This window comes from Bradyrhizobium sp. 63_E2_N1_3, assembly GCF_052076005.1.
GTDB classification, from domain to species: Bacteria; Pseudomonadota; Alphaproteobacteria; order Rhizobiales; family Xanthobacteraceae; genus Bradyrhizobium; species Bradyrhizobium barranii.
Window position 1 is genome coordinate 2,897,005 of sequence record NZ_CP197235.1, and the last position, 20,195, is coordinate 2,917,199.

At 64.1% G+C, this 20,195-nt stretch carries 19 protein-coding genes; 10 read left to right on the plus strand and 9 right to left on the minus strand.

Features of this window, described 5'->3' with window-relative positions:
• Position 1 precedes the first annotated feature (1 nt).
• Both AB7531_RS13440 and AB7531_RS13445 read right to left on the minus strand, forming a co-directional pair.
• The gene (locus tag AB7531_RS13440) at positions 2-1,291 is read right to left on the minus strand and encodes an acyl-CoA dehydrogenase family protein (RefSeq protein WP_063982083.1); all 1,290 of its coding nucleotides are present in this window, start codon (positions 1,289-1,291) and stop codon (positions 2-4) included.
• A gap of 12 nt (positions 1,292-1,303) precedes the next feature.
• Positions 1,304-2,101 carry an alpha/beta fold hydrolase gene (locus AB7531_RS13445; RefSeq protein WP_063982084.1) on the minus strand — a complete coding sequence of 266 codons (798 nt, stop codon included), beginning with the start codon at positions 2,099-2,101 and terminating at the stop codon, positions 1,304-1,306.
• 210 nt (positions 2,102-2,311) lie between these two features.
• On the opposite strand from AB7531_RS13445, the gene AB7531_RS13450 reads away from it, so the two are divergent.
• The 3 genes from AB7531_RS13450 to AB7531_RS13460 all read left to right on the plus strand — a co-directional run bounded on the left by AB7531_RS13450 (position 2,312) and on the right by AB7531_RS13460 (position 5,433).
• Positions 2,312-3,073 carry an SDR family NAD(P)-dependent oxidoreductase gene (locus tag AB7531_RS13450; RefSeq protein WP_063982085.1) on the plus strand — a complete coding sequence of 254 codons (762 nt, stop codon included), beginning with the start codon at positions 2,312-2,314 and terminating at the stop codon, positions 3,071-3,073.
• 31 nt (positions 3,074-3,104) lie between these two features.
• Positions 3,105-3,941, plus strand: a complete 837-nt coding sequence (locus AB7531_RS13455) for an enoyl-CoA hydratase family protein (RefSeq protein ID WP_028156623.1) — start codon at positions 3,105-3,107, stop codon at positions 3,939-3,941.
• Between the two features lie 241 nt (positions 3,942-4,182).
• The gene (locus tag AB7531_RS13460; protein WP_063982086.1) at positions 4,183-5,433 is read left to right on the plus strand and encodes a flavin-dependent oxidoreductase; all 1,251 of its coding nucleotides are present in this window, start codon (positions 4,183-4,185) and stop codon (positions 5,431-5,433) included.
• A gap of 9 nt (positions 5,434-5,442) precedes the next feature.
• On the opposite strand, the gene AB7531_RS13465 is transcribed toward AB7531_RS13460, so the two are convergent.
• Both AB7531_RS13465 and AB7531_RS13470 read right to left on the minus strand, forming a co-directional pair.
• Positions 5,443-5,898, minus strand: coding sequence for a cupin domain-containing protein (locus AB7531_RS13465; protein WP_007601580.1), 456 nt, complete (start codon positions 5,896-5,898; stop codon positions 5,443-5,445).
• A 27-nt stretch (positions 5,899-5,925) separates the two neighbouring features.
• On the minus strand, positions 5,926-7,101 hold the full coding sequence (locus AB7531_RS13470; RefSeq protein WP_063982087.1) for an ABC transporter substrate-binding protein: 1,176 nt from the start codon (positions 7,099-7,101) through the stop codon (positions 5,926-5,928).
• A 260-nt stretch (positions 7,102-7,361) separates the two neighbouring features.
• Here AB7531_RS13470 and AB7531_RS13475 point away from each other — a divergent pair, with 260 nt between their 5' ends.
• The 3 genes from AB7531_RS13475 (at position 7,362) to AB7531_RS13485 (ending at position 10,194) form a co-directional block, all read left to right on the plus strand.
• Positions 7,362-7,871: a MarR family winged helix-turn-helix transcriptional regulator gene (locus AB7531_RS13475; RefSeq protein WP_231142628.1), complete on the plus strand. Its 510-nt coding sequence runs from the start codon at positions 7,362-7,364 to the stop codon at positions 7,869-7,871.
• Positions 7,872-8,022: 151 nt separating this feature from the next.
• Positions 8,023-9,714, plus strand: coding sequence for a benzoate-CoA ligase family protein (locus tag AB7531_RS13480; RefSeq protein ID WP_441279969.1), 1,692 nt, complete (start codon positions 8,023-8,025; stop codon positions 9,712-9,714).
• Between the two features lie 21 nt (positions 9,715-9,735).
• Complete coding sequence (locus tag AB7531_RS13485) at positions 9,736-10,194, plus strand: RidA family protein (RefSeq protein ID WP_063982089.1); 459 nt, start codon at positions 9,736-9,738, stop codon at positions 10,192-10,194.
• Between the two features lie 18 nt (positions 10,195-10,212).
• Here the strand turns inward: AB7531_RS13485 and AB7531_RS13490 are convergent, their stop codons facing one another.
• The 3 genes from AB7531_RS13490 to AB7531_RS13500 form a co-directional block, all read right to left on the minus strand.
• Entirely contained in the window at positions 10,213-10,941 is a 729-nt protein-coding gene (locus tag AB7531_RS13490; protein ID WP_063982090.1) for a CBS domain-containing protein, read from the minus strand.
• 91 nt (positions 10,942-11,032) lie between these two features.
• Positions 11,033-12,007, minus strand: a complete 975-nt coding sequence (locus tag AB7531_RS13495) for a CHAD domain-containing protein (RefSeq protein WP_441279970.1) — start codon at positions 12,005-12,007, stop codon at positions 11,033-11,035.
• Positions 12,008-12,032: 25 nt separating this feature from the next.
• A complete protein-coding gene (locus AB7531_RS13500; protein ID WP_063986220.1) occupies positions 12,033-13,556 on the minus strand; it encodes a bifunctional aminoglycoside phosphotransferase/ATP-binding protein in 1,524 nt (507 codons plus the stop codon).
• A 184-nt stretch (positions 13,557-13,740) separates the two neighbouring features.
• Here AB7531_RS13500 and AB7531_RS13505 point away from each other — a divergent pair, with 184 nt between their 5' ends.
• Both AB7531_RS13505 and AB7531_RS13510 read left to right on the plus strand, forming a co-directional pair.
• Positions 13,741-14,580: a universal stress protein gene (locus AB7531_RS13505; RefSeq protein WP_063982092.1), complete on the plus strand. Its 840-nt coding sequence runs from the start codon at positions 13,741-13,743 to the stop codon at positions 14,578-14,580.
• Positions 14,581-14,648: 68 nt separating this feature from the next.
• The gene (locus AB7531_RS13510; protein ID WP_063982093.1) at positions 14,649-17,342 is read left to right on the plus strand and encodes a bifunctional acetate--CoA ligase family protein/GNAT family N-acetyltransferase; all 2,694 of its coding nucleotides are present in this window, start codon (positions 14,649-14,651) and stop codon (positions 17,340-17,342) included.
• A gap of 9 nt (positions 17,343-17,351) precedes the next feature.
• On the opposite strand, the gene AB7531_RS13515 is transcribed toward AB7531_RS13510, so the two are convergent.
• Together AB7531_RS13515 and AB7531_RS13520 are read right to left on the minus strand one after the other, a co-directional pair.
• Positions 17,352-17,834 carry a phage holin family protein gene (locus AB7531_RS13515; RefSeq protein WP_063982094.1) on the minus strand — a complete coding sequence of 161 codons (483 nt, stop codon included), beginning with the start codon at positions 17,832-17,834 and terminating at the stop codon, positions 17,352-17,354.
• The gene (locus AB7531_RS13520; protein ID WP_063982095.1) at positions 17,835-18,110 is read right to left on the minus strand and encodes a hypothetical protein; all 276 of its coding nucleotides are present in this window, start codon (positions 18,108-18,110) and stop codon (positions 17,835-17,837) included.
• A gap of 176 nt (positions 18,111-18,286) precedes the next feature.
• Between AB7531_RS13520 and AB7531_RS13525 the strand changes: the two genes are divergently transcribed.
• Complete coding sequence (locus AB7531_RS13525) at positions 18,287-19,423, plus strand: ABC transporter permease (protein ID WP_063982096.1); 1,137 nt, start codon at positions 18,287-18,289, stop codon at positions 19,421-19,423.
• A gap of 2 nt (positions 19,424-19,425) precedes the next feature.
• Positions 19,426-20,193 carry an ABC transporter ATP-binding protein gene (locus AB7531_RS13530; protein ID WP_063982097.1) on the plus strand — a complete coding sequence of 256 codons (768 nt, stop codon included), beginning with the start codon at positions 19,426-19,428 and terminating at the stop codon, positions 20,191-20,193.
• Positions 20,194-20,195: the final 2 nt, after the last annotated feature.

Consider the following 20,195-nt stretch of genomic DNA (forward strand, 5'->3'; position numbering starts at 1 on the left):
GTCAGTCGTCCGTTTCACCGGCCTCGTACAGCGCCTCGCGCCCGATCCGGTCGAGGCAGAGCTCGGCGGTCCAGGGCAGCATGAGCGAGCCGCAGCGGCTGTCGCGATAGATGCGCTCCAGCGGCAGTGAACGGAGCATGGCCTGACCGCCGCAGGTGCGGATCGCGAGCGCGGCGAGCTCATTGGCGCCCTCCATCACCGAATATTGCGCGGCATAGGCGCGCAGCACCTGCTCCTTGCTTGGATTGGCGCGGGCCTCGGTGACGGCCTGGAACCAGATCGCCTTGATCTGCTCGAGCTTGATCTGCATCTGCGCGACCGCGATTTGCTTGGTCGGGTACATCCGGCGCTTGACCGGCGGCATGCCCGGTACCTCGCCGCGAAGATAGCGCACGGTGAAATCATAGGCGGCTTGCGCCAGGCCCATATAGGTCGGCGACAGCGTCAGGAACATGTGAGGCCAGCGCATCGCCGCCTGGAAATAGACGCCGCGCGGCATCAGCGCGGAATCCTCAGGGACGAACACATCCTTGAACAGCAGCGTGCGAGAGACTGTGCCGCGCATGCCGAGCGGATCCCAGTCGCCGACCACCGAGACACCGTCCGATTTCGCGGAGATCGCGAGGTAAAGGGTGTTGCGGCGCGAGGCTTTTTCGCCCTCCTCCATCTCGGTGCAGAGCACGCCGTAATAGTCGGCATGACCGGACAGCGATGCAAAGATCTTCTTGCCGTTGACGATCCAACCGCCCTTTACGGGCTTTGCTTCCGTGCCGAACGCGACGCCGCCGGCCGCGGCCGCTCCGCCCTCGGAAAAGGGCTGCGAGTAGATCGCGCCATCCTCGACGATACGCTTGTAATGCACCGCGCGCCGCCGCTCGTGCTCGGCGCGGGTCTCCGCGTCCATGTCGAGATCGTCGGCGAGCGGACCGGACCACAGGGTCGAGCAGACGTGCATATTCCAGGTGAGGGCGGTCGCGCCGCAATAGCGGCCGATTTCCGCTGCCGCTAGTGCGTAAGTTTGATAGTACGCGCCGAGCCCGCCATGCTTCTTGGGAACCGCGATGCCGAGCAGGCCGACGCGATGCAGGTCGCGATAATTCTCTGTCGGGAAGATCGCCTCGCGATCGTAAGTCGCCGCGCGACCAGCGAACACGCTCTGGCCGATCTCGCGGGCGCGCGCGATGATGCCGGCCTGCTCGTCGTTCAGGCGGAATGCGACGGGATCGAAGATCGGAGCATCCAGCGCGACCTTGTCGGTTGCGCCGATGTTCTTTCTGACTTGCATGGTCATTGCGCAGCCACCCTACGTTTTGGTCGCGACGGAATTCAGGAACCGGCCGAGGGCTTCGTCGAACGCGTCAGGGCGTTCAAGGTTGGCGAGATGGCCGACCCCGGCCAGCTCGACATATTCGGCAGTGGGAATGAATGTTGCCGTCTTTGCCATCATGGGGGCAAGCGCATTGTTGTCCTTGGAGCCGGACAACAACAGCGTCGGGACGGAAATGTCCTTGAGCGTGCTGCGCTGATCGAAGCCCATCAAAGCCAGCATCATGGCGCGATAGCTCGCCTCGGGCACGCTTGCCATGCACTCGCGCGCAAGCTCCATTCCCTTCGGATCAGGATCGTCGCCGACAAGCTCCTTCACCAGGGAAGGAGCCAGCGACTTCATGGTCTCGCCGCGATCGAGCGGCCCAAGCCGCGCCGCGATGAACGATTTCTGCCAATCGCCATCGGCCTTGCCGAAGGCCGGGCTGGTCTGCGCGAGGACGACCGCGCGCGCCAGTTTCGGGGATTGCGCCAGCCATTTCTGGACGATCATGCCACCGATCGAATGGCCGACCAGAATTGGCTTGGTTGCACCAAGCTGCTCAATGAATTGCTGGAGCGCATCGGCAAGGGCCGCGATGCTGACGCTGGCGAGCGGCGCCGATCCGCCGTAGCCCGGCATGTCCCATGCAATCGCGCGGAACTGAGTGCTGAATCTCGCAAGCTGCTGCCGCCAGGCCCGTGCCGCGCCGCCAATGCCATGCAGGAAGATCAGGGGTGTCGCGTCCGGATCGCCCGCGGCTTCATAGGCGAAGCGGCCGTCTTTTGTTATCATTGGCGCAGGCTGCGACACGCGACATCCTTTTGCTCGGCCGGTCGATGCTAACAGGCCTGTAGGGGATGGGAAGCGATAATTTTATACTTAAAGCAATTTTCGGGCCGGTCTCTCGCGCTAAGGCGTTCGCGGCGCTACGGCAGCTTCGTTGCAAAAACTTGAAGGTTAAAATATATCGAGGAACGATCAGCAGAGCCAAGGAGCCAGCGCATGTCCGGATTGCCGCACTCGCCGCACGCGCTCGTGACCGGTGGCGGTCGCGGCATCGGCCGCGCCATCGCAGCCTCTCTTGTCGGGGCAGGCGCAACCGTGACGGTGCTCGGCCGGAACGCCGCTGTTCTAGAAGAGGCGGTCAGCGCAGGTGCCGCGCATTTTGCTGCGATCGCCGACGTCTCGAACGAATTATCACTGAAAGCCGCTATCGCTGAAGCGAGCGCGCGAAAGCCGATCGACATCCTGATCGCCAACGCGGGCAGCGCCGAATCCGCGCCGTTCGCGAAATCGGACGCTGCCCTGTTTGTGCGCATGATGGACGTCAATTTCATGGGCGTTGTCCATGCCATCCAGGGCGTTCTGCCGGGCATGAAGGATCGTCCCTATGGCCGCATCGTCGCGATTGCCTCGACGGCGGGGCTCAAGGGCTACGCCTATGTCAGCGCGTATACGGCGGCGAAGCACGCCGTCGTCGGTCTCGTGCGCTCTCTTGCCCTCGAGACGGCCGGAAGCAATGTGACTGTGAATGCGGTGTGTCCGGGCTTCACCGACACCGATCTGGTCGCCGGCAGCATTGAAAACATCATGAAGAAGACCGGCAGGAGCCGCGAGCAGGCGATCGCCGAGCTCGCGAAGCACAATCCGCAGGGACGGCTGATCACGCCTCAAGAGGTGGCTGACGCAGTGCTTTGGTTGTGCGGCGAAGGCGCTGGTGCGATCACCGGGCAGGCGATTGCAGTCGCAGGCGGCGAAATCTAGTAGCGCGGAACAAACATAGTTAGGAGATCGCATGAGCAGACCAGCTAATCCTGTGACCGTGCCGCTCGCGGATTATTCGCCGCAGCACTTCCTGCTGGCGGTGGTCGACGGCGTTGCCACGGTGACGCTCAACCGTCCCGAGCGGAAGAATCCACTGACCTTCGAGAGCTATCGGGAACTGACGGATTTCTTCCGCGCCTGCGCTTTCGATGATGCGGTCAAGGCCATCATCGTCACCGGCGCCGGCGGTAACTTCTCGTCCGGCGGCGATGTGTTCGAGATCATCGGCCCGCTCGTGAAGATGGACACCAAGGGGCTGACCGCTTTCACGCGGATGACCGGCGACCTCGTCAAAGCGATGCGGGCCTGCCCTCAACCCATTGTGGCCGCGGTCGAAGGCATCTGCGCCGGCGCCGGCGCGATCATCGCGATGGCATCGGATATGCGGCTTGCGGCGAGCGGCGCGAAGGTCGCGTTCCTCTTCAACAAGGTCGGACTTGGCGGCTGCGACATGGGCGCCTGTGCGATCCTGCCGCGGATCATCGGACAGTCCCGCGCCTCCGAGCTGCTCTACACCGGCCGGTTCATGACGGCGGAGGAGGGCGAGCGCTGGGGCTTCTTCAGCCGCATCGTCACGCCCGAGCAGGTGCTGCCCCAGGCGCAGTTGCTGGCCAAGCAGGTTGCGGAAGGCCCGACCTTCGGCAACACCATGACCAAGCGGATGCTGGCGATGGAATGGGCGATGTCGATTGAAGAGGCGATCGAAGCGGAAGCCGTTGCCCAGGCCTTGTGCATGACCACAGCGGATTTCGAGCGCGCCTTTGAAGCGTTCGCCAACAAGGTCAAACCGGTCTTCAGGGGCGACTGAGCTCCGGACTTGCTGCGGGAAGCCAGCAATGGGGATTTGCGCCGCAGTACTTGCACGGAACAGATCAGATTTTCTGCAACGACGTGCGCGGCCGGCGGGATCTCGAGAAGCTGAGAATTAAGGCTAAGCCCAAGACCCGGGCCGAGCTCAAGGCGGAGGCGACAAAGCCGCTTGCGGCGGAGTGACCGCCCGTGCGACTTTAACCCCATTGCCTGGCGTATTTTCGAGTGGAGTAAGGGCGATGAAGGCGATTGTCGTCGGTGGCGGTATCGGTGGTCTCACCACGGCATTGATGCTGCGCTCGCGCGGCATCGGATGCGAGATTTTCGAGCAGGCCGACACCATCCGCGAACTCGGCGTCGGCATCAACACGCTGCCGCATGCGATGCGGGAGCTTGCCGGCCTCGGTCTCCTCCAGCAGCTCGACGACGTCGCGATCCGCACCGACCAGCTCTATTACCTCAATCGCCACGGCCAGGAGGTCTGGCGTGAAGCCCGCGGCATCGACGCCGGCCATGACGTGCCGCAATTCTCGATTCACCGCGGCCGCCTTCAGGGCGTCATCCATCGCGCCGTCGAGGAGCGGCTCGGGCCGGAGGCAATTCACACCGGCTGCCGCCTCGGCGCCTTCACGCAGGACGAGGGCGGCGTCACCGCTTATTTCTTCGACCGCTCGGGCGCGCACATCCATACTGCGCGCGGCGATATCCTGATCGGCGCTGACGGCATCCATTCACGCGTTCGCGACACGCTGTTCCCGAACGAGGGACCGCCGTGCTGGAACGGCCTGATGCTATGGCGCGGTGCGCGCGATTGGCCGCTGTTCCTCACCGGCAAGTCGATGATCGTGGCCGGCGGCCTCAACGCCAAGGTGGTGATCTATCCGATCGCAGAGGGATCGAGCCCGGCGAGCCGTCTCACCAACTGGGCGGTGCTGGTGAAGGTCGGCGAAGGTAATGCCCCGCCGCCCCGGAAGGAAGACTGGTCGCGGCCCGGCCGGCGCGAGGAGTTGATGCCGCATGTCGCGCGCTTCTCGGTGCCTTATATCGACGTCAAGAGCCTGATCTCGGCAACGCCGGAATTCTACGAATATCCGACCTGCGACCGCGATCCCTTGCCTTATTGGTCGTCCGGGCGCGTTACGCTGCTCGGTGACGCCGCGCATCCGATGTATCCGGTCGGCTCCAACGGCGCATCTCAGGCGATCCTCGACGCGCGCTGCCTTGCCGATGCGCTGGTGCGCGCCGAGCATCCGCGCCAGGCTTTGCTTGAATATGAGAAGAAGCGTCTGCCGATGACCGCTGACATCGTCCGATCCAACCGGCGCGGCGGTCCCGAGGGCGTCATCGACGCAGTCGAGCAGCTTGCGCCCGATGGCTTCGACAACGTCGACAACGTGCTGAGCTATTCCCAGCGCGAGGCGATCGTCCGCGGCTACGCCACCAAGGCCGGCTTCGCCGCAGTGCCGGGTCTGGCGGCGGTGCGCGCTTAGGACTCGCTGCTAGCCGCCGGGCGGCGGCGGCAGGAAGTGGATGTTGAACTCGGCGGCCATCGCCACCACGTCCTCGGGCTTCTGTTCCTTCATATTGTGAAGGCCCCAGAACAGGTCGAACAGCTTGCGGGTCGGCGACACCCAGAACAGCACCTTTGCGGTCTGCTCCGACTTGTTGAAGATGCCGTGCGGCACACCCATGCCGAGGCGGATCAGATCGCCCGCGGTCGCCTGCGACTCCGAATTGCCGAGCATGAAGTCGAGCTTGCCCTCGAGCATGTAGAGATACTCATCCTGGTCGGGATGGATGTGCGGCGGCACGAATGTGCCCGGCGGCAATGTCGCGTGCCAGGAGAAGCTGTGCTCGGTATTGCTCTTCGGCACGTAGGTCTGGCCGAGGATGTTCCAGGAAATGCCCTGGATCCCTTCATTGGCCCGTGTGATGCCGGTGATTTCGCTTTTCATTGCAGTCCTCCCGTAATGCGGTGCGGCTTAGTTTGCCGCCTTGCAGTCCTTGGCATAGCGGTCGCCATAGTTCTCAAAGACTTTCTGAACGATCTCGGTCTGGAACTTGCCGTCCGCACGCTTGGCGACCTTGGTCAGATAGAAATCCTGGATCGGATAGCCGTTGGTGTTGAACTTGAAGGCGCCGCGCAGAGAGGTGAAGTCGGCCTTCTTCAGCGCAGCCCCAACCGCATCCTTGTTCGAGAGATCGCCTTTCACGGCCTTGACCGCGCTGTCGATCAGCATCGCGGCGTCATAGGCCTGGAAAGCGTAGGTGCCGGGCACGACGTTGTAGGCGGCTTCATAGGCCGCGACGAACTTCTTGTTCTGGGGGTTGTCGAGATTGGGCGCCCAGTTCGCGCCGCCAAACATGCCGACGGCCGCATCCTGCTGCGCCGGCAAGGTCGATTCATCCACCGTGAAAGCCGAGAGCACCGGAATAGTGTCGGCGAGGCCGGCCTGCCGGTATTGCTTGACGAGATTGACGCCGAGGCCGCCCGGCATGAACGTGAACAGCGCATCGGGCTTCTGCGACGAGATCTTGGAAAGTTCCGGCTGGAAGTCCAGCGTGTTCAGCGGCATGTAGGATTCTTCGACGATCTCGCCCTTGTAGTCGAGCTTGAAGCCCGCCACTGAATCCTTGCCGGCCTGATAGTTCGGCACCATCAGATACATGCGCTTGTAGCCGCGATCCTGCGCGACCTTGCCGAGGATCTCGTGGACCTGGTCGTTCTGATACGACGTCACATAGAAGAACGGGTTGCAGTCCTTGCCGGCGAAAGTCGATGGGCCGGCGTTGGGGCTGATCAGGAACGTCTTGGACTCCGTAATGGGGCGGTGGATCGCCTGGAGGATGTTGGAGAAGATCGGGCCCACCACGAAGTCGACCTTGTCGCGCTCCAGAAGGCCCTTGACCTTCGTGACCGCTGCGTCGGGCTTCAACTCGTCATCGGCGACGATCACCTCGACATCTCGGCCCCCCATCTTGCCGCCGAGATCCTTCACGGCGAGCGCAAAGCCGTCGCGGACCTGCTGGCCAAGCGCGGCGGCGGGGCCCGACAGGGTCACGACCACGCCCAGCTTGATCTTCTCCTGGGCGAAGGAAGGGCTCACTGCGGTGCCGAGCAGCAGGGCGGCAGCGGCCAAGGTCAGTTGCGTCTTCATGATGTGTCCCCCGTGACGATCGGGCCTGCGCAGCAAGCCGGGTACTCCAATTCAAGCTTATGCCGATGATGGCGGCCGCGGCAAGCAAGCTCAAGGCGGGGCCATCCTGCGGGCAGTGGCGCATGCAAGCGGCGCGCCAGTTATTTGAAGCCTAAAGAAATTTGAGTGCGGTCGTTTGTTGCAGCTTTAGGCTTGCGGCCGGGGCCGATTTATTTGAAGCTCAAAACGTTGGGGAATCCGTGCTGGCGCCAAGGCCGGCCATGAGTGACTGCATCGAGATGCTCGATTCCGAGACCAAGGCCGTCGAGACGCCGGAGGACCACGCCGAAGAGCTTCGGCTGTGGCTGCGTCTGCTCACCTGCACGACCCTGATCGAAGGCGAAGTCCGTGGCCGCCTGCGACAGCGCTTCGACGTCACGCTGCCCCGGTTCGACCTGATGGCGCAGCTCGACAAGGCGCCCGATGGCATGACGCTGTCCGACGTCTCCAAGCGCATGATGGTGTCCAACGGCAACGTCACCGGCCTCGTCGAACGGCTGGTGGAATCGGGCCATCTCGACCGGCGCACCTCGGAGACGGACCGCCGCGTCCAGGTGATCCGCCTCACAAAGCTGGGTCGCGCCGAGTTTCGCAGGATGGCTGCGGAGCACGAGACCTGGATCGCCGATCTCTTCGCCGACCTGACCCCGAAGGACGTCCGCGAATTGATGCGGCTCCTGGCCAAGACAAAGGCGTCGGCGCAGAAATCGGCCGCTCGCCGCCGGCCGTAGTCCGCCGGCGGGGCACCCCGCCAGTCCCACCACCTTGCCGCAGGAAAATGCATGGGATGCCCAAAATCCGCTATTGCGCCGAATTGTTTTAAGCCTAAAATGTTTCCCATATGATGCTGCCGGGTGCTTTCCATGCTGAAAGGAGCGTGCGATGGCCAACGCCGCTAAGGCTGAAGAGTCGGGCTCGTATGACGGCAACGCCGCGACAGCCCACGTCGATACGTTCGCACGGCAGCATCTGCCGCCGCGAGAGTTCTGGCCCGAATTCATCTTCACGCGGCCGGAGCTGCACTACCCGCCGCGATTGAACTGCGTCAGCTATTTTCTCGACCGCTGGGTCGAGCAGGGCCACGGCGACGCGCCGTGCGTCATCAGTCCGGCCGTCAGCTACACCTATCGCGAGCTGCAAGCGCTCGTGAACCGCATCGCCGACGTGCTGGTTCGCAAGCTTGGTCTCGTAACCGGCGGACGCGTGCTGCTGCGCTCCGCCAACAATCCGATGATGGTTGCGACCTATCTCGCGGTGATCAAGGCTGGCGGCATCGTCGTGGCGACCATGCCTCTGCTGCGCGCCAAGGAACTATCTTATCCGATCCAGACGGCGGAGATTACACTCGCGCTCTGCGATGGAAAACTCTCGGAGGAGATGGAGAAGGCGAAAGCGGCGGCGCCCGGCCTCAAGCACGTGGTCTATTGGGGCAACGGCGCGTCGGACTCGCTCGAGGCGCTGATTGCTGATGCGAGCCCGGAGTTCAAGGCGGTCGATACCGCCGCCGATGACATCTGCCTGATTGCCTTCACGTCGGGCACGACGGGCGATCCCAAGGGCACCATGCATTTCCATCGGGATATGCTGGCGGTCTGCGACGGTTATGCGCACAACATCTTGAGGGCGGAGCAGAAGGATCGCTTCGTCGGTTCAGCGCCGCTCGCCTTTACCTTCGGCTTCGGCGGCGTGTTGTTTCCGATGCATATCGGCGCTTCCTTCGTCGTGCTGGAGAAGACGACGCCGGACGACATGCTGACGGCGATCGAGCAATACAAGACCTCGGTCTGCTTCACCGCGCCGACCGCCTATCGCGCCATGATCGGCAAGCTCGCAGGTCGCGACATTTCCTCGCTGCGCAAGTGCATTTCTGCCGGCGAGACCCTTCCCAAGCCGACATTCGATGCCTGGCTCAAGGCCACCGGCATCAAGCTGATGGACGGCATCGGTTCGACCGAGCTGCTGCACATCTTCATCAGCGCGACCGAGGACGAGATCCGTCCCGGCGCAACCGGCAAACCCGTGCCGGGTTATGAAGCAAAAATCGTCGATGACGACGGCAATGACCTGCCGCCGGGCACGATGGGGCGGCTCGCGGTGCGCGGCCCGACCGGCTGCCGCTATCTCGCCGACGAGCGGCAGCGCAAATACGTCCAGAACGGTTGGAACATCACCGGCGATACCTATCTGATGGATAGCGACGGCTACTTCTGGTACCAGTCGCGCTCCGACGACATGATCGTGTCAGCCGGGTACAACATCGCGGGCACGGATGTGGAGGCGGCGCTGCTGACGCATCCATCCGTAGCCGAGTGCGGCGTCGTCGGTGCGCCGGACGAGGCGCGTGGCATGATCGTGAAGGCCTATGTCATCGCCGCCCCCGGCGTGACGCCGGACGCTCAACTCGCAGCGGAGTTGCAGGAGCATGTCAAACGTGAGATTGCGCCTTACAAATATCCGCGCGCGATCGAGTTCGTGGCGCAACTGCCGAAGACCGAGACCGGCAAGTTGAAGCGATTTGCCCTGCGGCAGTTGGCGCAGGCTGCAGCGACGTCCTCTGGCGTTGCGGCGGAATAAGAGAAGGATGAAGAATTGTCCGTGACGACGCCGAAAGGCCCGCATCTCGCAGTGCTGCCGACAGCAGCCGAGGGCGAAACCGGCTCCAGGGCGCAGGTGCTCCAACCGTCCGGCTGGCCGCTACCGAAAGGCTATGCCAACGGCATGGCCGCCGAGGGACGCATCGTCGTCACCGGCGGCGTGATCGGCTGGGACACCGAGGAGCGTCTCGCGGACGGCTTTGTTGCGCAGGTGCGCCAAGCCCTGAGCAACATCGCCGAGATATTGGCGGAGGCGGGTGCGCGGCCCGAGCACCTCGTGCGCCTGACCTGGTACGTCGTCGACATGGACGAATACTTGGCGAACCTGAGGGAGCTCGGCAAGAGCTACCGTGCCACCTTCGGCGCGCACTATCCTGCGATGGCGCTGGTGCAGGTCGTCCGCCTCGTCGAGAAGGCGGCGCGCGTCGAGATCGAAGCCACCGCTGTCATTCCCCGCTAAGTCGCCTTCGGTTCGCGCCTAACTGGCCCTGGCGAGATCGTCGTCCTCGGGCGAATTCAGATAGACGCCCGATACGGTGTCGACCCAGCACAGATGGTCGTGCACCTTCTTGACGCCCTCGACGTTCTCCGCCGCGACGACGGCGGCCTGACGCGCGCGTTCCTCGGTGATGACGCCGCTCAGATGAACGATGCCGTCCCGGACGATGACATTCAGTCCGAACGGGCACCAGTCGTTTTTCTCCATGGTGTCGATGATACGGCCTCGAATGTGATCGTCGTCGGCCGTCGGATCCGGTACCTCGCGGGCGAGCCCCGCCACCGCCTGCAATAGATTCGCGCGCGAGACGATGCCGACGACCTTGTCGGCGCGCACCACCGGCAGCCGTTTTACGTTGTTCCGTTCCATGAGATCAACGATCTCCGCGAGTGCCGTATCCTCGGTGATGGTCACGACCGAGGCGGTCATCACCTCCGACACCTTGCGGCCATGTTCGTGGACGAAATCGCTGGCGGAGTTGCCGGGGCCGAGGATGAACCGCAGCCAGCGGCCTCGCTTGCGCCCGGTGCCGATTTCGCTGCGGCGGACGAAATCCCCCTCGGAGACCACGCCGACCAGCTTGCCGGCATCGTCGACCACGGCGAGGCCGCTGACGTGCCGCTTCAGCATGATGTTTGCCGCCTCGACGATGCTGGTGTGGGGGGCAACCGAGATGACCGATCGGGTCATGATCTGGTGGGCGCGCATGGGGAAGCTCCGCAAGTTCGCACGAATATCGATGTGTGGAGCTTAGTTCGCCGGCAGGAAGCTGATTTGACCCAAGTCAAGCTGGTCCGCCCTAATCCTCGGGCTCTGCATTCGGGGCGAGGTCGGACGAGCGGAACGGCTTGGCCTTGTCCAGTTTCCGGTAAGCGTTCGAGGCGGTCCGCAACAGCTTCTTTTGACGCTTCCGGTTGAGGAAGCGAATGCCCGCCTCGGGGACGGCCTCGTTCAGTGAAGCTGCCAGGGTTTGCCCTCGCGCATCGTCGTTCAATTGCCCGAGGGACTTCTGCGCCTTGCGCAATTGCTTGAGGATCGACTTCTGTTTGGTCAGCGATTCGTCCGCAAACAAATCCTCCAGCGATTCGATCGAATAGGTCAGCCGCTTGTTGAGGAGCCGCAGCTTGTGCCGTTTTCCGACGTCGAGCTTGCGGAGTTTCCGCGCCTTCCTGAGCAGCGTCGTTTCCCATTCCGTGAGCTGCGTCGTCGCGTGGTCGGCAAGCGGGCAGCGGCGCAATCGGATGGCTTCCTTGCTGCGCCGGGTCGACCAAGGACCGCTCTCGATCCAGGCCGAGGTCTGCTCGACAAGACGGCGATACCGCGCCGATTGCAGCGCGCGCGCCAGCAGGCGGTGGCTCTCGGCGCGCTTCTCGTCCCAATGCTGAAGCTCGGCGATCACGTCAAGCTCGCCCCCGCTCTCGGCGATAACTCGCTCGATCGCCACGTCGAGGTCGCGCACCACGCCGAGCTGGCTGTTCAGCCATTTCAATTCGGCCCAGACATTCGGCCGCAGGGCATCGTCGACCATGGGCGAGAAGAAGCGGATGGCGGTGCGCAGATGCGTCACTGCGATCCGGATCTGATGCAGCGCCTCCGGATCGCCGTGGCAGGTGCCATCGTGCTGGGCGAGGACGGCATCGAGGTGACGGCGGGCGATGATCCGGAACGCGGTGTCGCAGGCCATGCCGGGGCTGAGGCGGCCGGGCAGAACATTGCGCCGCGCCGCAGGCTTGGCGCGAGCGGTCGCCATCGAACTCGTGGTGGGTCGCGCCATCCTAGCCCGCGCCAATCAGATTGCCTTATTTGCCCTCAGCGATTACGTCCCGGCAGTTCTGGAGCGTCTGCGCTTGTGTCCCGGATGCATCGATGGTCGCCCAACCGACATGGCCGATATTATAGTGCTCTTGCTGCGCGGCAACCTCTTGCGTGGCGTCGGACGCGTCGCCCCGGCGACCGCCGATTCGCGCCTTGCGGGTGGCGAGGTCGGCGACGAGGAATAGTCCATTGAGCGGTACGCCGCACTCGCGTGCCAGGGCGGCCATCTCGTCTCGCTCGGACTCACGCGCAAAGACGGCGTCGACGATTGCCGAATGGCCTTGCGCCAGAACCTGGCGGGCGCGCTGCATCAGCACCTCGTAGACCTGTGCCGTCACGTCAGGCCGGTACGTGGACGGCGGTAGCCGTTCGGTGTGTCCCACCTGAAACAGCTGCTTGCGAATGACGTCGCTGCGCAGCACGACGGCGCCGGGCTGTGGCGCCACGGCGGGCGCCAGCGCGCGGGCGAGCACGGATTTGCCGGTGCCCGATAGTCCGCCAACCGCGATCAGGCGAGGGGCGGGGGGATGAATCAAAGCCCGGGCGAGCTCGAAATAGCGGCGCGCCTCGTCGAGAGTGCCGGGGCCGTCGGCATCAAGCCGCCTCAGTCGCGCCAGCGCCACCTGCGCGCGGATCGCGGCGCGAATGGACATGAACAGTGGCAGCGCCGCCAGGGCGTCGAGCGTTTCGTCGGGCGCCGTCATCAGATACTGGTTCAGGACGGCATTGGCCGTGGCCGACTGGTCATGGCGCAGCAGGTCCATCAGCGTGAACGCAAGATCGTAGAGCACGTCCACAGTCGCCATCTGCGCGTCGAATTCGATCGCGTCGAACAGGACAGGCTGCCGGTCGATCAGCACGATATTGGCAAGATGCAAGTCGCCGTGACAGCGGCGCACGAAACCGTGGCGCGCGCGTTCTTCCAGTGTAGCGCGGACGCGCAGGAATGCCCGGTGTGAGGCTTTGTCAAGCTGATCAACCTCTGCTGCTTCGAAATGGCCACCGCTGCGCAGCCCGGTGCTGTTGCCATCGATCAGCGCAGGAATGGAGGCAATCCATGCGGCGCCGTCCGCGACGGGCGCTCTCGCATGCGATGCTGCGATCGCATCCGCGATGGCCGGAGCGAGCTCTGCATCCAGCGGGCCGGCTTTTGCCACATGGTCCAGCGTCCGGTTTTCGTCGAAACGGGACATGTCGACCGCATACTCGATCGGCCGGCCGCCACCGTCGATCTCGATCGATCCATCCGGCTCCTCCGTGATCGCCACGACGCGGTGATAGATTTGCGGCGCGAGCGGCCGGTTGATCCTGATCTCCTCTTCGCAGGCTGCCTTGCGCTTTTCGAGCGTCGAATAGTCGAGGAATGGAAACTTGACAGCCCGCTTGATCTTCAGGGCGCGCGTTCCGTCGAGAAACACCGACGCTGCGTGGGTGTCGATCCGCTTTACGCCAGGACGCGCGTTTAGAGCTTCGAAGACCCGTTCCTGGATTGCAGAATCGTCTGTCATCTCAGCAGGCATTTCCAGATGCGTCAGCGGTGAGGCAGCAGGCTAATCCTTAGAGGCGGATCGGGGCCAGTCCTTGACATCGGTCAAAGCCTGTCGTCGCGCTGGCTGCGCGGTGTTCCCGCCTTGAGGAGGATCAAGCTTCCCGGCGAAAGGTGGCTTATCCTGACCGGTAAGGAGAAACCCGATGCCCATCAAGGATGTCTTTCTGCCGCTTGTCGGCCAGCCGCGCGGGCCGGCCCTCGCTGCGATCGCGACATGCGTGGCTGTCGCCGCCGACCTCGGCGCCAGGATCACCGCGCTCGCGCTCGAGGAAGATGTTTTCGCGCGACCGACGGTCATCAGCCCTGGCGAGCTGGATTCCGCGGAGGCGAGCGGTTCGCGTGAGGTAAGCGACGTGCAGCAACTCCTCAACGCCTTCACCAATGCAGCCTCCCGCGCCAACATTCGCGCCCAAAGCCGATCGGGTAAGGTGCCGGCGGACCAGATCGCGTCGATCCTGGCCGAGCATGCGCGCTTCAGCGATCTGACGCTGGTCCCCGTGAGGCCGCATGACAGTCGAACGGAGCGCATCATCGAAACGCTCCTGTTCGAATCCGGCCGGCCGCTGCTGCTCTGCCCGGAACAGCATGTGGACGAGCTGCGACCGGAGTTCGAGAACGTCATGATCGCCTGGGATCACTCCGCCCGTGCCGCGCGGGCGGTCGGCGACGCGCTGCCCATTCTTCAGGCTGCGGCATCCGTCCGGGTGGTCACGGTGGCGGACGACAAGGCCGATGCGGTCGTGCAATCCGGAACCGCGCTCGTCGACCATCTGAGGGAACACGGGGTCTACGCCTCGTTCGAAACGACGAAGGGCGGCGGCAGCTCGATCGGCAAGGTGCTCGGAAGCTGGGCGAATTCCCATGCCATGGATGCGATCGTGATGGGCGCCTACCATCATTCACGCCTGAACGAGATCGTCTGGGGTGGTGTGACAAAGACCGTCATTGGCCAGCCGCCGTGCTGGGTTATGATCTCGCACTAGGCGCATCGCCAGTTTATCGGCCGATCGTCAACCATCGGAACCGCCAACGACCGGGCGCATATGCTTCCATGTCAACCTATCGCTTGAAGAATCTGCTGTCGCCGCGTTCGGTTGCGCTCGTCGGCGCGAGCGCCCGCCCGGTCTCGGTTGGACGCGCCGTTCTCGAGAACATTCACAAGGCCGAGTTCAAGGGTCGGTTCGGCCTCGTCAATCCGCGCCACGCCGAGATCGGCGGCATCGCTGCGGTGGGCAGTCTGGACAGGTTGGACTTCGTGCCCGAGCTCGTGGTCATCACCGCGCCGGCGCGAGAGGTTCCCGGCATCATCGACCAGGCCGGACGTCGCGGCTCGGCCGGCGCGCTGATCGTCTCGGCGGGCCTCGGTCACGGACCGGGATCCCTGCACGAGGCCGCGATAACTGCGGCACGCAAATACGGGATGCGGCTGATTGGGCCGAACTGTCTCGGCATCATGATGCCCGGCGTCAGCCTCAATGCCAGCTTTGCCGCGCACATGCCGGGGGCGGGCAACCTCGCGCTGATCTCGCAGTCCGGCTCGATCGCGGCCGGAATGGTGGATTGGGCTGCGCAGCGCGGCGTCGGGTTCTCCGGCATTGTCACGATCGGCGATCAGATCGACGTCGATATTGCCGACCTGCTCGACCATTTCGCGATGGATCACAAGACTCGCGCGATCCTGCTCTATATCGAGGCCATCAAGGACGCGCGCAAGTTCATGTCGGCGGCGCGGGCCGCGGCGCGCGTGAAGCCGGTCGTCGTGGTGAAGTCCGGCCGCATGGCGCAGGGTGCCAAAGCGGCGGCAACCCATACGGGCGCGCTCGCCGGCGCCGACGCCGTCTATGATGCCGCGTTCCGCCGTGCGGGCGTCCTGCGAGTCTCCGATCTGCGCGAGCTGTTCGATTGCGCCGAGACGCTCGGTCGCGTCGAGCCGCCGGCGGGAAAGCGTCTCGCCATCCTCACCAATGGCGGCGGCATCGGTGTCCTGGCCGTGGATCGGTTGGTGGACCTTGGTGGAATCCCGGCGTCCATCTCGGCCGCGACGCGCAAGAGCCTCGATGCGGTGCTGCCGCCGACCTGGTCCGGTTCGAATCCCGTCGACATCGTCGGTGATGCCGATGCATCGCGCTACGCGGCGGCGCTGGAGGTGCTGCTCGCGGACCCTGATAATGATGCCGTCCTCGTCCTCAACGTGCAGACCGCGGTCGCCCCGGCGGCCGACATCGCCGCGACCGTGACCGAGCTCGTCGGCAAATATCGCGAGCAGCAGCGCCGATGGGCGAAGCCCGTGCTGGCGGCTTGGGTCGGAGCCGATCAGAACATCATTCAGGCGCTCTCCGGCGCGGGCATTCCGAATTATCCGACCGAAGATGATGCGGTGCGCGGCTTCATGCATCTCGTGAGGCATCGCGAGGTCGTAGAGGAGCTGAGCCAGGTTCCTCCCGCGATGCCCGACACGTTCGTGCCTGACGCCCGGGCTGCCAGGCAGATCGTCGCCGCTGCGATCGCGGACGGCCGCAAATGGCTCGATCCCGTCGAGATCAAGCACCTGCTCGGAACCTATGATATCGCGATGGTACCGACCCGTGCCGCGACCGATGTCGAGCAGGCCGTCGCCTACGCCAGCGAGATGTTCGCGCAAGGCGTCACGGTCGTGCTGAAGATCATGTCGCGCGACATTGTCCACAAATCGGACGTCGGCGGCGTCGTCCTCAATCTGACCACGCCGGAGGCCGTGCGCGCGGCTGCCACCGACATTCTCGCGCGGGCGAGGAAGCTCCGTCCCGAAGCCCGCATCGAGGGCGTCATCGTGCAGGCGATGGTCGTCAAGGCGAAGGCGCGTGAGCTGATCCTGGGTCTTGCCGACGATCCCACCTTTGGCACCGTCGTCGTCTTCGGCCGGGGCGGGACGGCGGTCGAGATCATCAACGACAAGGCACTGGCGCTTCCGCCGCTTGATCTGCAGCTCGCCCGCGACCTGATCGGCCGCACGCGCGTATCACGGCTGCTGAAGGCCTATCGCGACGTACCCGCGGTCGAGCCGGACGCCGTCGCGCTGGTGTTGGTCAAGCTCGCCCAGATGGCCGCTGACATTCCCGAGATCCGTGAATTCGACATCAACCCACTGCTTGCGGACGAGACCGGCGTGACGGCGGTCGACGCCCGCGTCGCGGTGGGGCCGCCGCAGCGCAAATTCGCTGGCTCCGGCCCGGCCAACTTCGCCGTCCGGGCCTATCCGTCGCAATGGGAGCGCCGCCTGGCGCTCAAGGACGACTGGCGCATCTTCGTACGGCCCTTGCGTCCCGAGGACGAGCCGACCATCCACGAATTCCTGCGTCACGTCACGGCGCACGACCTCCGCCTGCGCTTCTTCGCGCCGATGAAGGAGTTCACCCACGAGTTCATCGCGCGCCTGACCCAGCTCGACTATGCGCGCGCAATGGCCTTCATCGCATTCGACGAAGCGACCGGCGAGATGGTCGGCGTGGTCCGGCTCCATTCGGACTCGGTCTATGAGAGCGGCGAATATGCGATCCTGCTGCGGTCGGACCTCAAGGGCAGGGGGCTCGGATGGGCGTTGATGCAGTTGATCATCGACTATGCGAGGTCGGAGGGGCTGAAGACCATCTCGGGTGATGTTCTCAGGGAGAACACCACAATGCTTGAGATGTGCCGCCAGCTCGGCTTCGACGTGAAGCCGGATTCGACCGAGCCCGACCTCTGTGACGTCAGGCTCAAGCTCTGAGCGTTCCGATCACGAGTGCGCTTCGCGCGATGCGGCGGATTCCGTGGCCGTTTTCCGCAGACTCTTGACGATGATCGCGATCAGCGGCACCAGCACCGGCACAATCGTGCTGAGCGGATGATGGACCGCGCCTGACACCTGGGCTTGGAGCGCCCGCGCCTCGAGCTGCAAGGCTTCGATAGATGCGCCGTGAATTTCATTGGCGAGCTCGATGTCGCGGCCGGATGGAGGACGGCCGGCAACGATGAGGAGAATCGCCGCGATGGCGAAATTGACGGTGCCGAGGATGGCGGCCGCCGCAATTGCGCTCCAGATCTGGACCAGGGCGAAATAGGCCGACAGCTCCAGCATCAGGAGCCCGAATGTCGCGATCAGGGCCGCGAAGGCCCGCAGGCCGAGACCGATCAACAGATGGCGCAGCCTGATGTCCGCGATGATCCTGTCGATGCGCCACAGCACGCGCAGATGTTTGACGACATTCTCCGTGTTCACCTAGTGTCTCCTCAGCATGACGCCGACGACCACGCCGAGCGCGAAAGCCGAGGCCAGCGACGTGACCGGGCGTTCCGCAATGAGGCGCTGAAGCTGCTCCTGCTCGTCGCTGACGGTTTCTCCGAGCTCGGCAAGCGCAGCCTTGATCTGATCGGCCAGAGCCTCGGCCCGGTCTTTCGAGCTGTCGAACATCTCTTCGCCTGCGGTGCTCAGCAGACGCGTGACGTCCACCTTCAGCGCTCGCAGTTCTTCGCTCATCCTGTCGCTGTTGAACATGGATTTGAGAACTCCCTTGAATGGAAACGACCCTAAGGCCCGGTGGCGCGGCCGCGCTTGATTTGCGTCAAGGGACGAAGCGCGGTCCTGGTCTTGAGACAGGTCAACCCGGCCGCCACATGCTGGCCTAGAAGTGGCGGCTGAATGGGGACCAATTGTCCCGATGAGGTGGAAGCGTGAACTCCGAACCGCTGTTGCTGGCAACGCCCTCCGGCGATGTGCTGAAATTGCGCCCGGAAGGGCCGTGGACGGCAGCCAACGTGTCGGCGCTCGAAACGCTGTCCCGTTCGGTCGGGGCCGATGTCGATCGATCCAGCGCCGTGACGCTGGACATGTCTGGCGTCAGCGCGCTCGACACGCTCGGCGCCTGGGTGTTGGAGAAGCTGTCGCGACGGGCCGCATCATCCGGCAGATCGGCCGAATTCGTCGGCGTTGCCGATCATTTCAGCGGCTTGATGGATGAGGTGCGTCAGGTCAACCGTCACACCCCGGCGGCTGCGGCCGCGCCAAACCCGGTTCTGCTCAGGCTCAGCGATCTCGGCAAATCCACGGTTGGCGCGCGCGAAGACGTCACGATCTTTCTTCAAATGCTGGGTGCATTGTTCATCGCCGTGATCGGCGTGCTGCGCCGGCCACGCTCGCTGCGGCTGACATCGCTTGTCTATCAGCTCTACCGGATCGGCTGGCAGGCCATTCCGATTGTCGTTCTCATTACCTTCCTGATCGGTGCCATCATCGCCCAGCAGGGGTTCTTTCATTTCCGCAGGTTCGGTGCGGAGTCCTACACCGTCGACATGGTCGGCATCCTGGTGCTGCGCGAGCTGGGTGTGCTGATCGTCGCCATCATGGTCGCGGGACGTTCAGGGAGTGCGTACACCGCTGAGCTCGGCTCGATGAAGATGCGCGAGGAGATCGACGCGCTCTCGACCATGGGCCTCGATCCCGTCCATGTCCTGATACTGCCGCGCGTAGCGGCCCTCGTCATCGCGCTGCCGATCCTCGCGTTCATTGGGGCGGTTGCGGCGCTCTATGGCGGAGGACTGGTCGCGCAATTCTACGGCGGCATGGCACCGGCGATCTATATCGCGCGGCTGCATGAGGCCATCTCCGTCACCCATTTCGAGGTCGGCATCCTGAAGGCGCCCTTCATGGCTCTGGTGATCGGGATCGTCGCCTGTAGCGAAGGATTGCGTGTGAAGGGCAGCGCGGAATCGCTCGGGCGGCAGACGACCACGTCGGTGGTGAAGTCGATCTTCCTGGTGATCGTGCTCGACGGCCTGTTCGCGATCTTCTTCGCTTCGATCGGAATGTGACGATGGACGAATCGCAAGAGGTATTGGCGATCCGCGTTCGCGACCTCGTGGTCGGCTTCGGCCGCCAGACCGTGCTCGACCATCTGTCGCTCGACGTCCGCCGAGGCGAGATCCTCGGGCTCGTCGGCGCGTCCGGCGGCGGCAAGTCGGTCTTGATGCGTACCATCATTGGCCTCATCCCGCGCCAGGGTGGGAGCATCGAAGTCATGGGACGGCCGATCGGTGGCCGCACCGAAGGCGCGGCCACGACGTGGGGCATTTTGTTCCAGCAAGGTGCGCTGTTCTCCTCGCTGACGGTTCGTCAAAACGTGCAGTTTCCGCTCCGCGAAAATCTCGTGCTGTCGCAGGAGCTGATGGACGAGATTGCGATCGCCAAGCTCGAGATGGTCGGGTTGCGAGCGCAGGACGCCGACAAATATCCGTCCGAGCTCTCGGGCGGCATGACCAAGCGCGTGGCGCTGGCCCGCGCACTCGCGCTCGATCCGCCGATCCTGTTCCTGGACGAGCCGACCTCCGGTCTCGACCCGATCGCCGCCGGCGATTTTGACGCGCTGATCGGGACGCTGCAGAAGACCCTCGGCCTCACCGTGTTCATGGTCACCCATGATCTTGCGAGCCTCACCACGGTCTGCGACCGCGTCGCCGCGCTCGCCGACGGCAAGATCGTGGCGATCGGTCCGATGCGCGATTTGCTGCAATCCGAGCATCCCTGGGTGCGCGCCTATTTCCACGGCAAGCGCTCACAGATGCTGCAACACCAGATGAGATGAGA

Coding starts and splice junctions, on each gene's coding strand:
- AB7531_RS13520 (WP_063982095.1), bottom strand. CDS start 18,110: ATGTTCAACAGCGACAGGATGAGCGAAGAACTGCGAGCGCTGAAGGTG.
- AB7531_RS13440 (WP_063982083.1), bottom strand. CDS start 1,291: ATGACCATGCAAGTCAGAAAGAACATCGGCGCAACCGACAAGGTCGCG.
- AB7531_RS13490 (WP_063982090.1), bottom strand. CDS start 10,941: ATGCGCGCCCACCAGATCATGACCCGATCGGTCATCTCGGTTGCCCCC.
- AB7531_RS13510 (WP_063982093.1), top strand. CDS start 14,649: ATGTCAACCTATCGCTTGAAGAATCTGCTGTCGCCGCGTTCGGTTGCG.
- AB7531_RS13480 (WP_441279969.1), top strand. CDS start 8,023: ATGGCCAACGCCGCTAAGGCTGAAGAGTCGGGCTCGTATGACGGCAAC.
- AB7531_RS13475 (WP_231142628.1), top strand. CDS start 7,362: ATGAGTGACTGCATCGAGATGCTCGATTCCGAGACCAAGGCCGTCGAG.
- AB7531_RS13460 (WP_063982086.1), top strand. CDS start 4,183: ATGAAGGCGATTGTCGTCGGTGGCGGTATCGGTGGTCTCACCACGGCA.
- AB7531_RS13445 (WP_063982084.1), bottom strand. CDS start 2,101: ATGATAACAAAAGACGGCCGCTTCGCCTATGAAGCCGCGGGCGATCCG.
- AB7531_RS13505 (WP_063982092.1), top strand. CDS start 13,741: ATGCCCATCAAGGATGTCTTTCTGCCGCTTGTCGGCCAGCCGCGCGGG.
- AB7531_RS13455 (WP_028156623.1), top strand. CDS start 3,105: ATGAGCAGACCAGCTAATCCTGTGACCGTGCCGCTCGCGGATTATTCG.
- AB7531_RS13500 (WP_063986220.1), bottom strand. CDS start 13,556: ATGACAGACGATTCTGCAATCCAGGAACGGGTCTTCGAAGCTCTAAAC.
- AB7531_RS13495 (WP_441279970.1), bottom strand. CDS start 12,007: ATGGCGCGACCCACCACGAGTTCGATGGCGACCGCTCGCGCCAAGCCT.
- AB7531_RS13465 (WP_007601580.1), bottom strand. CDS start 5,898: ATGAAAAGCGAAATCACCGGCATCACACGGGCCAATGAAGGGATCCAG.
- AB7531_RS13450 (WP_063982085.1), top strand. CDS start 2,312: ATGTCCGGATTGCCGCACTCGCCGCACGCGCTCGTGACCGGTGGCGGT.
- AB7531_RS13530 (WP_063982097.1), top strand. CDS start 19,426: ATGGACGAATCGCAAGAGGTATTGGCGATCCGCGTTCGCGACCTCGTG.
- AB7531_RS13470 (WP_063982087.1), bottom strand. CDS start 7,101: ATGAAGACGCAACTGACCTTGGCCGCTGCCGCCCTGCTGCTCGGCACC.